Source organism: Bradyrhizobium sp. S3.7.6 (assembly GCF_054061875.1).
In genome coordinates, this window is the sequence record NZ_JBSSEQ010000001.1 from 7,845,800 (window position 1) to 7,859,778 (window position 13,979).

Annotated in this window: 12 protein-coding genes and 1 pseudogene; 8 read left to right on the forward strand and 5 right to left on the reverse strand. The window is 64.5% G+C overall.

Annotated features, from left to right (window positions below):
* Positions 1-70: 70 nt before the first annotated feature.
* Together ACVJ5M_RS37925 and ACVJ5M_RS37930 are read left to right on the forward strand one after the other, a co-directional pair.
* The gene (locus ACVJ5M_RS37925; RefSeq protein WP_063985119.1) at positions 71-2,458 is read left to right on the forward strand and encodes a phosphoketolase family protein; all 2,388 of its coding nucleotides are present in this window, start codon (positions 71-73) and stop codon (positions 2,456-2,458) included.
* 4 nt (positions 2,459-2,462) lie between these two features.
* Positions 2,463-3,644 (forward strand): acetate/propionate family kinase, encoded by a 1,182-nt coding sequence (locus ACVJ5M_RS37930; protein WP_063985120.1) that lies wholly within the window; start codon positions 2,463-2,465, stop codon positions 3,642-3,644.
* Between the two features lie 179 nt (positions 3,645-3,823).
* Here ACVJ5M_RS37930 and ACVJ5M_RS37935 read toward each other — a convergent pair whose 3' ends face one another.
* Positions 3,824-4,207: a hypothetical protein gene (locus ACVJ5M_RS37935; RefSeq protein WP_084795278.1), complete on the reverse strand. Its 384-nt coding sequence runs from the start codon at positions 4,205-4,207 to the stop codon at positions 3,824-3,826.
* Positions 4,208-4,383: 176 nt separating this feature from the next.
* Positions 4,384-5,223: an RMD1 family protein gene (locus ACVJ5M_RS37940; protein WP_085402542.1), complete on the reverse strand. Its 840-nt coding sequence runs from the start codon at positions 5,221-5,223 to the stop codon at positions 4,384-4,386.
* 335 nt (positions 5,224-5,558) lie between these two features.
* On the opposite strand from ACVJ5M_RS37940, the gene ACVJ5M_RS37945 reads away from it, so the two are divergent.
* Together ACVJ5M_RS37945 and ACVJ5M_RS37950 are read left to right on the forward strand one after the other, a co-directional pair.
* The gene (locus ACVJ5M_RS37945; RefSeq protein WP_231144353.1) at positions 5,559-6,134 is read left to right on the forward strand and encodes a glycosyltransferase family protein; all 576 of its coding nucleotides are present in this window, start codon (positions 5,559-5,561) and stop codon (positions 6,132-6,134) included.
* Positions 6,135-6,200: 66 nt separating this feature from the next.
* The gene (locus tag ACVJ5M_RS37950; RefSeq protein WP_063985122.1) at positions 6,201-7,178 is read left to right on the forward strand and encodes a bifunctional helix-turn-helix transcriptional regulator/GNAT family N-acetyltransferase; all 978 of its coding nucleotides are present in this window, start codon (positions 6,201-6,203) and stop codon (positions 7,176-7,178) included.
* Between the two features lie 359 nt (positions 7,179-7,537).
* On the opposite strand, the gene moaB is transcribed toward ACVJ5M_RS37950, so the two are convergent.
* Together moaB and ypfJ are read right to left on the reverse strand one after the other, a co-directional pair.
* A complete protein-coding gene (moaB, locus tag ACVJ5M_RS37955) occupies positions 7,538-8,101 on the reverse strand; it encodes a molybdenum cofactor biosynthesis protein B (RefSeq protein ID WP_063985123.1) in 564 nt (187 codons plus the stop codon).
* A gap of 163 nt (positions 8,102-8,264) precedes the next feature.
* Positions 8,265-9,201: pseudogene (gene ypfJ / locus ACVJ5M_RS37960) on the reverse strand (KPN_02809 family neutral zinc metallopeptidase).
* 401 nt (positions 9,202-9,602) lie between these two features.
* Between ypfJ and ACVJ5M_RS37965 the strand changes: the two are divergent.
* Both ACVJ5M_RS37965 and ACVJ5M_RS37970 read left to right on the forward strand, forming a co-directional pair.
* Positions 9,603-10,733, forward strand: a complete 1,131-nt coding sequence (locus tag ACVJ5M_RS37965) for a site-specific DNA-methyltransferase (RefSeq protein WP_063985125.1) — start codon at positions 9,603-9,605, stop codon at positions 10,731-10,733.
* Positions 10,734-10,912: 179 nt separating this feature from the next.
* Positions 10,913-11,239, forward strand: a complete 327-nt coding sequence (locus ACVJ5M_RS37970; RefSeq protein WP_063985126.1) for a hypothetical protein — start codon at positions 10,913-10,915, stop codon at positions 11,237-11,239.
* A 16-nt stretch (positions 11,240-11,255) separates the two neighbouring features.
* Here the strand turns inward: ACVJ5M_RS37970 and ACVJ5M_RS37975 are convergent, their stop codons facing one another.
* Positions 11,256-12,146, reverse strand: coding sequence for an SDR family NAD(P)-dependent oxidoreductase (locus ACVJ5M_RS37975; RefSeq protein ID WP_063985127.1), 891 nt, complete (start codon positions 12,144-12,146; stop codon positions 11,256-11,258).
* A gap of 103 nt (positions 12,147-12,249) precedes the next feature.
* Here ACVJ5M_RS37975 and ACVJ5M_RS37980 point away from each other — a divergent pair, with 103 nt between their 5' ends.
* Positions 12,250-13,125, forward strand: coding sequence for a LysR family transcriptional regulator (locus tag ACVJ5M_RS37980; protein ID WP_354099729.1), 876 nt, complete (start codon positions 12,250-12,252; stop codon positions 13,123-13,125).
* A 161-nt stretch (positions 13,126-13,286) separates the two neighbouring features.
* Positions 13,287-13,973, forward strand: a complete 687-nt coding sequence (locus tag ACVJ5M_RS37985) for a glutathione S-transferase family protein (RefSeq protein ID WP_063985128.1) — start codon at positions 13,287-13,289, stop codon at positions 13,971-13,973.
* The last annotated feature ends 6 nt before the right edge of the window (positions 13,974-13,979 follow it).

Genomic DNA, 13,979 nt, shown 5'->3' on the forward strand with positions numbered 1-13,979 from the left:
GATGCCGGACAGGGATCAATCGCACCGGAACAAAGTTGGTGTCGATCGCTGGGTGAAGGTCAGCAGGAACATGACAAATCAACGACAATCGGCCTCAGGGAGCAGCGAGCTCGATCTGCTCGATCGCTATTGGCGCGCCGCGAACTACCTCTCCGTCGGGCAAATCTATCTGCTCGACAATCCGCTGCTGCGCGAGCCGTTGCGGCCGGAGCACATCAAGCCGCGCTTGCTCGGCCATTGGGGCACGACGCCCGGTTTGAACTTCATTTACGCCCATCTCAACCGCGTCATCCGCGCGCTCGATGTCAACGTGCTCTATATCTGCGGTCCCGGCCATGGCGGCCCGGGCATGGTGGCCAACACCTATCTCGAAGGCAGCTACAGCGAGATCTATCCTGACGTCGCGCGCGATACAGACGGATTGCGAAAACTTTTCAGGCAGTTCTCCTTCCCCGGCGGCATTCCGAGCCACGCGGCGCCGGAAACGCCAGGCTCGATCCACGAAGGCGGCGAACTCGGCTACGCGCTGGTGCATGCCTATGGCGCCGCATTCGACAATCCCGACCTGATCGTCGCCTGCGTCGTCGGCGATGGCGAGGCGGAAACCGGCCCGCTCGCGGCGTCCTGGCACTCGAACAAGTTCCTCAATCCCGCCCATGACGGCGCTGTGCTGCCGATCCTGCACCTCAATGGCTACAAGATCGCGAACCCGACCGTGCTCGGACGGATGCGCGACGCGGAGATCCGCGACCTGTTCCGCGGGTTCGGCCACGAGCCGCTGTTCGTCGAGGGCGACGATCCCGAATTGATGCACCAGGCCATGGCGGATGCGCTCGACGTCGCGCTCGCCAGCATCCGCTCGATCCAGCAGCATGCCCGCGACGGCCGCAAGAGCGTCGAGCGGCCGCGCTGGCCGATGATCGTGCTGCGCAGCCCGAAGGGCTGGACCGGCCCGAAGGAGGTCGACGGCAAGAAGGTCGAGGGCTTTTGGCGCGCGCATCAGGTTCCCGTTGCGAGCTGTCGCGAGAACCCGGCGCATCTGAAAATCCTCGAAGACTGGATGCGCAGCTACGAGCCCGAGAAGCTGTTCGACGGCAGCGGCGCGCTCATTCCCGAGCTCCAGGCGCTGGCGCCCGACGGTAACAGGCGCATGGGCGCCAATCCGCACGCCAATGGCGGCCTGCTGAAGAAGGAGCTGAAGCTGCCGGACTTCCGCAGTTTTGCGTTGGACGTGCCGCAGCCCGGCGGCGTCACCGGCGAAGCAACGCGCGAGCTCGGCAAATTCCTGCGCGACGTCATCCGCCTCAACGCAGAAACGCGCAACTTCCGCATCATGGGTCCGGACGAGACCGCGTCAAACCGGCTCGATGCCGTGTTCGAGGCGACCGAACGGGTCTGGATGGAGCCGACGGAGCCTTACGACGTGCATCTCGCCCAGGACGGCCGGGTGATGGAGGTTTTGAGCGAGCATCTCTGCCAGGGCTGGCTCGAGGGCTATCTGCTCACCGGACGGCACGGCTTGTTCTCCTGCTACGAGGCCTTCATCCACATCGTCGATTCCATGTTCAACCAGCACGCCAAATGGCTGAAGGTGACGCGACATCTGCCCTGGCGGCGACCGATCGCCTCGCTGAACTATCTCCTGACCTCGCATGTCTGGCGGCAGGACCATAACGGATTCAGCCATCAGGATCCCGGCTTCGTCGATCTCGTCGCCAACAAGAAGGCCGACATCGTCCGCATCTACTTCCCGCCCGACGCCAACACGCTGTTGTGGATCGCCGATCACTGCCTGCGCACCTATGACCGCATCAACGTCATCGTCGCCGGCAAGCAGCCGGCGCCGCAATGGCTGTCGATGCAGGACGCCGCCACGCATTGTGATGCCGGCATCGGCATCTGGACCTGGGCCGGCACGGAGGATGCGGATGGCGAGCCCGACGTCGTGATGGCCTGCGCCGGCGACGTGCCGACACTGGAGACGCTCGCCGCCGTCGATCTGCTGCGCAAGGCGCTGCCCGACCTGAAGATCCGCGTCGTCAACGTCGTCGACCTCATGACGCTGCAGCCGAAAGACCAGCACCCGCACGGCCTGTCCGACCGTGACTTCGACAGCCTGTTCACACCAGACAAGCCGGTGATCTTCGCCTATCACGGCTATCCCTATCTCATCCACCGTCTCACCTATAACCGCACCAACCATGCCGGAATGCATGTGCGCGGCTTTGCCGAGGAAGGCACCACGACGACGCCGTTCGACATGGTCGTCCTCAACGGGCTCGACCGCTATCACCTCGCGATCGAGGCGATCGCGCGCGTGCCGGGTCTGGCGACCAAGGCCGCGCAGGTGCAACAGCAGTTCCGCGACAGACTGATCGAACATTCGCACTATGTGCGCGAACACGGCGAGGACATGCCTGAAATTCGCGACTGGGTCTGGCCGGGCAAAGCGGGTTGACGTCATGACGGCGTCGGCCCTCGTGCTCAACTCGGGCTCGTCGAGCATCAAGTTCGGCCTGTTCGACATCGCGGCGGACGAGCCTGCCCTGCTCTGCAAGGGCCTGCTCGACGAGCATGAGGCGAAGCCGCGGCTCGTGGTGAAAAGCCCTGCGGGCGGAGACCTGTTCGAGACGCAGAGGGAAGCATCCGATGCGGACAGCGGTCATCTGTTCGCGGAGGTGCTCGGCTTCATCGAGGAGCGTTTTGCCGACCACCGCCTGCGCGCCGTCGGTCACCGCATCGTTCATGGCGGGCCGGATTATTCGGGCCCGGTTGAGCTGACTGACGACGTCTACGCAAAGCTGGACGCACTGACGCCACTGGCGCCGCTGCACCAGCCGCGGTGCCTTGAACCAGTCCGCACCATCAGGGCAATAAAGCCCGACCTGGCACAGATCGCATGTTTCGACACCGCCTTTCATCACAGCATGGCGCCACCCGCGAGCCGCTTCGCCATCCCGCGGCGCTATGAAGAGCGCGGTATCCGGCGCTACGGCTTTCACGGCCTCTCGTTCGAATATGTCGCGGGGCGCCTCGCGAAAATCGCGCCGCAGTTCGTTGCCAAGCGCACCGTCATCGCGCATCTCGGCAATGGCGCCAGCCTGTGCGCGTTGCGCGATGGCCGCAGCGTCGACACCACGATGGGGCTGACGCCGCTCGATGGCCTCGTGATGGGCACCCGGAGCGGCACGATCGATCCCGGCGTGCTGCTCTATCTGCAACAGCACGAGAGGATGTCGGTCGAGGATGTCCAGCACCTGCTCTATCACGAGTCAGGCCTGCTCGGCGTCTCCGGCATCTCTGCCGACATGCGCACGCTGCTGGCGAGCCGTGAGGCTGCGGCGCGGCAGGCGGTCGAGCTCTTCACCTTCCGTGCGGCGCAGCAGGTCGCGGTGATGGCGACCACGCTGGGCGGGCTGGACTGTCTGGTCTTCACCGGCGGCATCGGCGAGCATGCGAAGGAAATCCGCGCCGCGATTGGTGAGCGGCTTGGGTGGCTCGGCGTACATATTGACGCGGGTGCGAATGACGCGGCACGCGAGCGGATCAGCAGCAGTGGCAGCACCGTCAATGTGTTCGTCATTCCGACGAATGAGGAGCTGACGATCGCTCGGCATTGCGCGGCTGTGCTGCGAGCGAAATGAAAGCCCGGTCGACCGCTGCATCTTTCCCTTCTCCCCCGTGGGAGAATTTCAGCGGACCATGACTTGTCGGGCCATGACTTGTCGCAGCGCTGCTGCGCCACTGTCGAAATGACCATGGTGCGCAAAGCAAACGATTTCGCCAGCGCTTCGAGCACCATGGGCCAACTACGTCGCTCCGCTCAGTACGGAGAGTACCCGCCCGGGCAAACATAGTTTCCGTAAGCGTCATAGCCGCAGCCGCTGCGGTAGTAGGCCCCCGTCGCAGCTGCGCCGATCGCCGCGGCCCCCACTGCCGCCGCACCGACGCCGTAACGATATCCGCGATACCCTGCATAAGCGCCCCGATAGCCGTAACGCCCGCCGCGCACGGCGACAGCACCGCCCCGATATCCACGCGCCGCGACCGCGCCCCCGCGGTAGCCTCCTGCCCGCACGGCACCGCCGTGGAAACCTCCTGCGCGCATGCCGCCGCCGCGACCGCCGCGGGCAGATGCGTCATCGGGAGTGAAGGCGACAAGCAGCATAGCTGCGGCTGCCGAAGCGATGAGAGCTTGACGCAACATCAGCGTACTCCTTCTTCGAGGGAGGAAGCCGCGGACAGCTGCACATCGCGTTGACCGCGGGTCCGATCGAAGTCTCGTGCGCTGGAGCTTCGTGCCTTTGATTTGGATCAACGTTCATCTACATGAACGACGGTTCCCCGCCCGCACAGTGGCGTGCAGGCCGATCTCAGGCCGATCTAATGCGTGCCCGACAGGATCTGGATGCACCCGATCACGACCTCGATCACGATCAGCACCACGACTGCGATTTCCAGACGCAGCGAGCGCTGGGTGTCGATGATGTCGGTCAGCGCGTTGGCGGTTTCCGACACCGCGGTGAGCTTGCGCTCGAGCGTATCGAGGCGCTCCTTCAATTCGTACTCGTCTTCGAGACGGGCATAGAGGCGGTCGAGCTCGGGCTTCTCCCAGAGCACGTCCGGTTTCTCGGCCACCGCGACACGGCCGGCGACGCGCTGCTGGACCAGAAGCGCATTGCCGATCAGTTGCAAGATGCCCTTGCGCCGGGGCGGCGTGCGGCCCTGCTCGGCGAGTCCCCGCGCAAAGGGCTCGATCACGTCGAAGACCGCGGCGACGCGGCGCTCGTCGCGGGCGAGCGAGGTGCTCTTGGCGAGCGCGTCCGCAACGATCAGCAGGCGATCGTCGGAGAATTTGGCGAGGCAGATCGGCCCGCCGGGCTGGATCGCCTCGGCGTTCTCATCCTTGCAGAGCTGCGCCTGTGCGATCTCCTCTTCAAAAGGGCTGAGCTCGCCGGTCACCCGCGGTTTCAGGCTGTCGATCAGCACCTTCTCCTCCGAAGGGAGGAGGCCGATCAGCACCACGACGCCGTAGCGGAAGATCACGACGAGCCCGGCATGGACGCGGAAGGCAGCAGGCGTCGAGGAGACAGGTGCGCCAAGCTCGAGCCCGGACGGATTGATGCGTTCGCCCAGCATCACGGCGCGGATCCGCAGGGTCGGCGCGGCCTCCGGCTTCGGCGATGTTGGCGTGGTGCCAACGGGAAGTTGATCGGCGTTCACTGGACTATCTCACTTTGCGCGGCGAGCGTTGCACGTTTTTCCCGTCGAAAGGTTTGTGTCAGACTGCCGGTGCAGCCTTGCGGAACGTGCCGTCCTCGCCCCGATCATATCGGCAGAGAAAGCCCCCGTTTGAAGCTCACGGAAACGACATTCGCGGAAACATTGGGCAACAGGGCCACCCCGCGCACGACATATTCGGCTGCGATAGACCGGCGGCGATTTACCATCGCATGCCGGAACACCGGCGAAAAGTTGCACTCGGCGACGCCGCGTGTTTATGACACATTCATAACAAGCTACGCTTCTCCCGAAGTGCAGACATCGAAGCCTCAATCATGCTGAGCGTCATCATACCGACCGAAGGCGTCGAGCAGACGGCGGTCGCAACTCTGGCCGCGCTGGTACCCGGTGCCGCTGCGGGCATCATCAAGGAAGTCCTGCTGGTCGATGGCACCCGCAACGGTGTCATCGAGCGCGTTGCCGACGTCGCAGGCTGCCGTTTCATCGGCTTCGAGGGTTCTTCGCAGGGCGCGGCGCTTGCCGCCGGTGCGCTCCAGGCCCGTTCGCCCTGGCTGATGTTCCTCCCGGCCGGCGCCGTGCTGGAGACCGGCTGGATCGAGGAAACCACCCAGTTCATCCAGGCTGTCTCGACCAGCGGCAGGGATCGCGCGGCGGTGTTCCGCTACACACGGTCGCCTTATGCCGATACCGGGTTTCGCGACGTCCTCTGGGCCGTGGTGCGCAAACTGGTCGGCCCCCTCGGCGATCAGGGACTCTTGATCGCGCGCGATCATTACGACCGGATCGGCGGCTACCCGCCCCAGGCCCGCCGTTCCGAGGCGCGGCTGCTCCGGCGGCTCGGCCGCTCGTCCCGGACCATGCTGCGCAGCCGGATCGTCATGGTCGGCTGACGTCACCGATCTAATACTTGCCAAAGTCAAATAATTGTTTGACAATGGCAAGTATCGAGGTGACCCATGCCATCAGCCCTTTCGTCATCCAGCCCTTCGCCATCCGGCCCCGCTTCGACCGAACAGGTCGCCGACGACCAGGTCCAGGCGGTTCGCGCCTTCAACCGCTTCTACACCCAGAAGCTCGGCGTGCTCGACCAGCAGCTCCTGAAGAGCCCGTTCTCGCTGAGCGAGGCGCGCGTGCTCTACGAGCTGGCCCATGGTGGCGAGCAGTCGGCCAAGGAGATCGGCATCGCGCTCGGGCTCGACGCCGGCTATCTCAGCCGCATCGTGCAGAACTTCGATGAAAGCGGCCTGATCGCGCGCAAGCCGCTTCCGAGCGACCGCCGGCAGGTTCAGCTGAGCCTGACTGCGAAGGGCCGCCAGGCGTTCGCCAGGCTCGAACGCTCGTCCCAGGACGACGTCGCCGCGATGCTGCGGCCGCTGCCGGATGAGGAGCGCAGCAAGCTCACCGGTGCGATGGAGACGATCGAGCGGCTGCTCGCCATGCCGCGCACGCCATCCCCGCGGGCGACCCTGCGCGAGCCCCGCCCGGGCGACATGGGCTGGGTGGTGCAGAGCCACGGCGCGCTCTACGCCAGCGAATACGGTTTCGACTCCGGCTTCGAGGCGCTGGTCGCCGAGATCGTCGCCAAATACATGACCTCCTACGATGCCTCGCGCGAGCGCTGCTGGATCGCCGACATCGAGGGCCGGCCGGTCGGCTCGGTATTTCTGGTCAAGGCCAGCGACGACGTTGCCAAGCTGCGCCTGTTGCTGCTCGATCCGGCCGCGCGAGGCCAGGGGCTAGGCCAACGGCTGGTCGCCGAATGCGTCTCCTTTGCCCGCGCCTGCGGCTATCGGCGGATGACGCTGTGGACGCAGAGCAATTTGGTCGCCGCGCGAAAAATCTATCAGGATGCCGGCTTCAAGCTGACCGCCACCGAGCCGCATCGCAGTTTTGGCCAGAACCTCACCGGTGAAACCTGGGAGCGCGATCTCTGATGCGGCGGCACGCGCTCATCACGGGAGAGCTCGTCGATCTCTACAAGCGCCGGGCGCGACGGTTGCACGTGGAGGCGCGCCGGACTATGTGGCGCGTGGTGTGGAGCTCGCTGAGACGGAAGAGCTAGTCGCTGGCGCAGCGGGCGCGATGCGCATGATTGTGCCCTCGCCCCTTGCGGGAGAGGGCAGCGACGCCAGTAGATACGAACTCGCTTGGGTGAGGGGTATGTCTCCGAGCGGTCCGTGCGGATGGAGACCCCTCACCCGTCTCGCCGCTCCGCGGCGAGCCACCCTCTCCCACAAGGGGGAAGGGAAGAGGTCCGCGCCTAGCTCAGCAAAGCAGCGTCAAAGCAACGCACTCACACCGTCGCGCCCTGCGCCTTCGCCCTTCGCAGATGCTCGTCGAGGCGCGGCATGATCTCGACGAAATTGCAGGGACGCGTGCGGTAGTCGAGCTGGGCGGCGAGGATGCCGTCCCAGCCGTCACGACAGGCGCCGGGCGAGCCCGGCAGGCAGAAGATGTAGGTGGCGCCGGCGACGCCGGCGGTGGCGCGGCTCTGGATCGTCGACGTCCCGATCTTGGCGTGGCTCAGCATGTGGAAGGCGATCGAGAAGCCGTCCATGCGCTTCTCGAACAGCGGCTCGATCGCCTCCGGCGTGACGTCGCGCCCGGTAAAACCGGTGCCGCCGGTGGTGACGACGACGTCGACGCCGGCATCAGCAATCCAGCGGCGGACGACGGCGCGGATCGCCTCGACGTCGTCGGTGACGATCTCGCGCGCGGCAAGATGATGGCCCGCCGCGGTGAGGCGGTCGGCCAGCGTCTGGCCGGACTTGTCGTCGGCGAGCGCGCGCGTGTCAGAGACGGTGAGCACCGCGATGTTGAGCGGGATGAATTGTTTTGAGTCGTCGATCGAGGCCATTGGTCCTTCCTCTCGTGTCCCGGACGCGATGCAGCGCGTCAGCGGTGCGTCGCAGAGCCGGGACCCATTTCCGAGGCTTGGGAGACCGGCATTGTGGGCCCCGGCTCTGCAGCGCACCGCTGAAGAAGCGCTGCGCTGCGTCCGGGGCACGATGTCCTGGCGACTACGACCCGCTGCCGAACGTGTTGCAGGCCTGGACGGTGCCTTGCTGGTAGCCGGTCATGAACCACTGCTTGCGTTGCGCCGCCGAGCCGTGCGTGAAGGAATCGGGCACGACGCGTCCCGTCGCCTGGCGTTGCAGCGTGTCGTCACCGATCGCGCTCGCCGTGGTCAACGCGGCGTCGATGTCGCCGGGCTCGAGGAAGTTCGGACGCTTCTTCGACTCGCGATTGACCCAGACGCCGGACAGGCAATCGGCCTGCAATTCGACCTTCACCTGGAGCGCATTGGCCTCGGCCTTGCTGCCGGCCTGCTGCTGCAGCCGCGTCACGCGCGGAATGATGCCGAGCAGGTTCTGGATGTGATGGCCGGCCTCATGCGCGATGATGTAGGCGGTGGTGAAGTTGCAGGCGGACTTGCGCGGAGCAGCCGCGGAAGCGCGTCTCGACCTCGCGGAAGAAACTGGTGTCTAGGAAGATGGTACGATCCGGCGGACAGTAGAACGGCCCCATCGCCGACTCTGCCCGGCCGCAGCGGCCGCCATTGGTGACGTTGCGGAACAGCACGACCTTCGGACCGGTGTAGGACTGGCCGCTGGCCTGGAAGATCTCGCTCCAGCGGTCGTCGATCTCGCCGAGGATGCCGGAGATCATGCTGCCCATCTCGTCGGTCGGCGCGCCGCGCTTGGCGGAGGTCGACTGACGATCGGTCTGGTAGGAAGGCGCCTGGCCGCCGCCGGTGAGGATCTCGGCGCCGCCGATCAGGATGCGCGGATCGATGCCGAAGGCATAGCCGACCAGGCCGAGCACGATGATGGTGCCGATGCCCAGACCGCCGCCGCCCATCGGCAGGCCGAACCCGCCTCCGCCGCCGCCCATGCCGCCACCGCCGTCGCGGCGATCCTCAATGTCGTCGCTGCGGCGGAAATCATCATAACGCATGGCGGGTTTCCCTCAGTCCTCAATTGGCGTCATTTGGGCGCAGAAGCGCGAAAGCTCAACGCGCCACACACGTAAAATTTCCAATGCGTTAATCAATATCCCGCTCGGCAATTATTGCCTAGTGCGACAGCATGCCGATGCCAGCAATTTTTTCCGGGGTCGTGCAATTTTTTCCGAGAGAAATTTGGCGACCTGACTGCTCCCGCAACGCGAAGAAATACGAAATACACTGGAAAACACGACGAATGCGCAGAGCGAAACGCGCACAATGCGTGATGCGAGGGCTGCTCACCAAAGCGGCGGGTTAAGTCGATTTTTACTTTGCCGCTCCATTGTAGCGGTCAGTCGGTTGTTTGGTCCCGCGTCGCCGACAGCGTCGCCTGAGTCAGAGTTCTTGAGTCATGGTAGTGTCGCGTCGCGGGGCGTCTGCAAGGGCGCCCCGCACAAATTTTGAGTCCGCTTCGCACAGCATCATCCTCGGTGATTGCGTCGCCGAGATGTCGAAGCTTCAGGCCGGTTCGGTCGACCTCGTGTTCGCCGATCCGCCCTACAATCTCCAGCTCAAGGGCGATCTGAAGCGCCCCGACGAATCCCATGTCGATGCCGTCAACGACGACTGGGACAAGTTCGATTCGTTCTCCGCCTATGACGATTTCACCCGCGCCTGGCTGCTTGCCGCCCGCCGCGCGATGAAGCCGTCGGCGACGATCTGGGTGATCGGCTCCTATCACAACATTTTCCGCGTCGGCGCGATCATGCAGGATCTCGGCTTCTGGCTCCTGAACGACATCGTCTGGCGCAAGTCGAACCCGATGCCGAACTTCCGCGGCCGCCGCTTCACCAACGCGCACGAAACGATGATCTGGGCCGCGCGTGACGAAAAAGCCAAGGGCTACACGTTCAACTACGAGGCGCTGAAGGCGGCGAACGAGGACGTGCAGGCACGGTCCGACTGGCTGATCCCGCTCTGCACCGGCGAGGAGCGCCTCAAGGGCGCCGACGGCAAGAAAGTGCATCCGACGCAGAAGCCGGAAGGCCTGCTCGCGCGCGTGCTGCTGTCGTCGTCGAAGCCCGGCGATCTCGTGATCGATCCCTTCAACGGCACCGGCACCACGGGTGCTGTCGCCAAGCGTCTCGGCCGCTCCTATATCGGCTTCGAGCGCGACAAGACCTATGCCAAGGCGGCGGAAGCCCGCATCGCTGCGATCGAGCCGCTGCCGGAAGAAAGCCTCGCCCCGTTCATGACCGCGCGCGAAGCGCCGCGGGTCGCGTTCTCCGAGCTGATCGAGCGCGGCATGATCATGCCCGGCACAAAGCTGTTCGACGCCAAGAAGAAGCTTGGTGCGCTGGTGCGTGCCGATGGCGCCATCATGCTGGGCGACAAGGTCGGCTCGATCCACCGCATCGGCGCCGTGGCGCAAGGGGCGCAAGCCTGCAACGGCTGGACCTTCTGGCATGTCGAGACCAAGAAGGGTCTCAAGCTGATCGACGAGTTCCGTGCCGAGATCCGTGCGGGGATCGGGGCGGAGTAGTTTTCTCCGCGGTCCCGTAGGGTGGGCAAAGCGAAGCGTGCCCACCACCTTAGAATATGCCGCAAGCGACGCGGTGGGCACGGCGCTTCGCGCCTTTGCCCACCCTACGGCTCCTTGAATGCCGCCACAGCCAGGACTAGATTTCACCGATCAGCCCCGTCCTGACCGGTCCGGCTCCGATGCGACGACAGTCCGAGACTTTGCTGCTGGTGCCGCTGCTGCCGATCTTCCTGCTCGGCATGTTTCCGATGTTCCTGATCGCCCTGCTCGGCTTTTTCGGCCTCGCCATCTTCGGCGTGCTGGTGGTCTGCGTCGGGCTGGCCAGCAGCAACGAGGCCCACGACAATTTCAATCACGACGTCATCGTGCACGGCTACGCGCGCGGATCGGAGCGCAAGGCACGGGCCTCCAGCATGCACGCCGCAACGCGGCTCGCGATGCGGCTGGACGCTGTCGGCGCCGGGATGATCGTCATCGCCATCGTCGGCCTGCTCTATTCCAGTTGAGCGTCGAGGCGCGGCCTCACGGCGCCAGACGAGCGATCAATCGATCGGAGGCATCCATGAGCGCCGTCGCGTAGGATCGCTCCGCAGACGAAGGGCTCGGCAGGATCGCCTCAGCCTTGTTGTTGAACATGACACCGCTGCGGCCGTTGAGATCAGGCGACACCAGGAGCGGCACCAGTCGCTCGGCATAGGCGTCCGGCTCGACCATCATGAAGCTGGTCAGCCAGTTGATCAGCGAGACGAGCGCGCGCGACCCGAGCAGATTGGCGCGAATATCGGTCTTCACGAAGCCGGGATTGAGGCCGAACACATCGACATCGGCAAAGCGCCTGGCGGCCTCGAGGACGAGCACTTCGTTGCCCGCCACGGTGTTCGAGTGGGCTGCGAACCGTTTGTAGCTCCGTTCCGAATTCAGATCGCCGACATCGGCCCTCTGCTCGGTCCCGGGGAATCCCATGACGAAAATCCGAGGCTTGAATGTGGCCGTGGCCCTGTCCCTTCCAAGACGAGAGGCGATCGCGTTCAGGATGACGAAGCGGCTCAGATAGCTGACGGCGAGATCGCGTTCGATGCCTTCCGCCGTCACCTCACGCCTGGGCCCCGCCATGATGCCGGTCGTGAAGACGACGATGTCGAGCGTCTCGGCGGGAAGCTCACGGCCGATCCGCCTGGCTTCCCGCATCAGGCTCAGATCGGCCTGCATGAATGCGATGCCCGGCACGTTCTGATCGCGGAACGTCTGGCCGACGACGAGGACACGCGCCCCCTTGGCCGCCAATTGGCGACTGAACGCCCGGCCGATGCCGCCGGTGCCGCCGATCACCGCCACATTCAATCCAGCGAGCCTGAGGCCTTCGAGCGCCGGCGGATTCACCTTCAGGTTCTTGTCGAGTTCTACGCGTTTCATGGATGGCTCGCCCTGCAATGTCAGCAAAGGGCAGATGGACCTTCCACTCAATGGAATAAATACCGTAAATTGGAACTGATTGATCCATTGATGGAATAATGAAATGGCGTTGCTGAACTATATGGCGCTGTTCGTGGAGGTCGCGAAGGCCCGCAGCTTCCGTCGCGCCGCCAAGACCCTCGACATGCCCAATTCGACGCTGTCGCGCCGGATCGATCTCCTGGAGAAGGAGATCGGGCTTCGCCTGCTGAACCGGACGACCCGCAAGATCGAATTGACCGAAGCCGGCCAGATCTACTTCGAGCGCTGCAAGCGCATCGTGGACGAGGCGCGCCTGGCGCATGAGCAACTGGACGGGATGCTGGCGCAGCCGAGCGGCATGCTCCGCGTCTCGCTGCCGGTGGATTTCGCGAACACCTACCTCGCACCGTTGATCGCCGAATTCGCGCAGCAATATCCCGACATCGATTTCGAATTCGACCTGACGCCGCGACGTGTCGATCTCGTATCGGAGCCATTCGATCTGGCGATCCGCGTCGGAGAATCAGAGCCGTCCCACATGATCGCGCGGCCGCTCGCCCGCATGCCGGGATATCTCTACGCCTCGCCGCGCTATCTCGAGACCAACGGCGAGCCGCATGAACCGGCGGACCTCACCCGTCATCAATGCCTGTGCATGACGAAGGTGAGTGCGTGGACGTTACACAGGGGCACGCAGATGGAGCAGACCGACGTCGGCGGCCGTTTTCGGCTCAACAACGTGGGACTGATCCGCCGCCTCGCAACGCTCGACATGGGCATCGCCTTTCTGCCGCAAGAGATCGTGGCCGACGAAGTGGCGAATGGCCGGCTGCGTCGCATCATGCCGCAATGGCAGGGCTCGCCCGTCACTGTCTACGCAGTCACCGAGACGCGCCTGCTGCCAGCCAAGACGCAGCGCTTCATCGAATTCCTGCGGGAACGGCTCAGCCGGACTTGAACCGCCATTACGGCGGCGATCGGCCCTTGTTACGCCGGCTGATCTGCGTACCGCGCAGACACCGCCCGGCAAACTCGCCGGTTGCTCTCCCAGGCCATGTTCAGGCACAGAAGGCCGCGACGCTGCATTCATTCTCTAAGAAGGGAATCGGGGAGACAAACATGCTCAAATTCTATTTCAACGGATCGCCGAACCCGACCAAGGTCGCGCTTTATCTCGAAGAGGTCGGCCTGGCCTTCGAGCCGGTCAAGATCGACACCCGCACGGGCGAACAGTTCGCGCCGGACTATCTGAAGATCAATCCGAACGGCAAGGTGCCGGCGATCGATGACAACGGCACCATCGTGTTCGACTCGAACGCCATCCTGCTCTACCTCGCCGAGAAGACCGGCAAGTTCCTCCCCGCCGCCAACGTCCGCGGCGAGACGCTGTCATGGCTGATGTTCATTGCCACCGGCGTCGGGCCGTATTCGGGCCAGGCCGTGCACTTCAAGCATTTTGCGCCCAAGGACCAGAACCACGACTACGCGCACAACCGCTACCAGTACGAGACCGATCGCCACTACAAGATCCTGGACGGTCACCTCAAAGGCCGCAGCTATATGGTCGGCGACAGCTATTCGATCGTCGACATGGCGCTGTGGGGCTGGGCGCGGATGGTGCCGTTCAAGCTCGGCGACGATGCCTTTGCGCGCTACCCGAACGTGAAGCGGCTGGTGGACGAGATCTCGGCGCGGCCGGCGGCGGCGCGTGCGATCGCCCTGAAGGACAAGTTCACCTTCAAGGCCGAGATGGACGACGAGGCGCGCGCCAACATGTTCAAGCACATGACGACGAAGGTCGCCTGATCGCGC

What these genes read in the sequence shown, in the direction of transcription:
- ACVJ5M_RS37925 (WP_063985119.1), top strand. Translation starts at nt 71, where the DNA reads ATGACAAATCAACGACAATCGGCCTCAGGGAGCAGCGAGCTCGATCTG.
- ACVJ5M_RS37930 (WP_063985120.1), top strand. Translation starts at nt 2,463, where the DNA reads ATGACGGCGTCGGCCCTCGTGCTCAACTCGGGCTCGTCGAGCATCAAG.
- ACVJ5M_RS37935 (WP_084795278.1), bottom strand. Translation starts at nt 4,207, where the DNA reads ATGTTGCGTCAAGCTCTCATCGCTTCGGCAGCCGCAGCTATGCTGCTT.
- ACVJ5M_RS37945 (WP_231144353.1), top strand. Translation starts at nt 5,559, where the DNA reads ATGCTGAGCGTCATCATACCGACCGAAGGCGTCGAGCAGACGGCGGTC.
- ACVJ5M_RS37950 (WP_063985122.1), top strand. Translation starts at nt 6,201, where the DNA reads ATGCCATCAGCCCTTTCGTCATCCAGCCCTTCGCCATCCGGCCCCGCT.
- moaB (WP_063985123.1), bottom strand. Translation starts at nt 8,101, where the DNA reads ATGGCCTCGATCGACGACTCAAAACAATTCATCCCGCTCAACATCGCG.
- ACVJ5M_RS37965 (WP_063985125.1), top strand. Translation starts at nt 9,603, where the DNA reads ATGGTAGTGTCGCGTCGCGGGGCGTCTGCAAGGGCGCCCCGCACAAAT.
- ACVJ5M_RS37970 (WP_063985126.1), top strand. Translation starts at nt 10,913, where the DNA reads ATGCGACGACAGTCCGAGACTTTGCTGCTGGTGCCGCTGCTGCCGATC.
- ACVJ5M_RS37975 (WP_063985127.1), bottom strand. Translation starts at nt 12,146, where the DNA reads ATGAAACGCGTAGAACTCGACAAGAACCTGAAGGTGAATCCGCCGGCG.
- ACVJ5M_RS37980 (WP_354099729.1), top strand. Translation starts at nt 12,250, where the DNA reads ATGGCGTTGCTGAACTATATGGCGCTGTTCGTGGAGGTCGCGAAGGCC.
- ACVJ5M_RS37985 (WP_063985128.1), top strand. Translation starts at nt 13,287, where the DNA reads ATGCTCAAATTCTATTTCAACGGATCGCCGAACCCGACCAAGGTCGCG.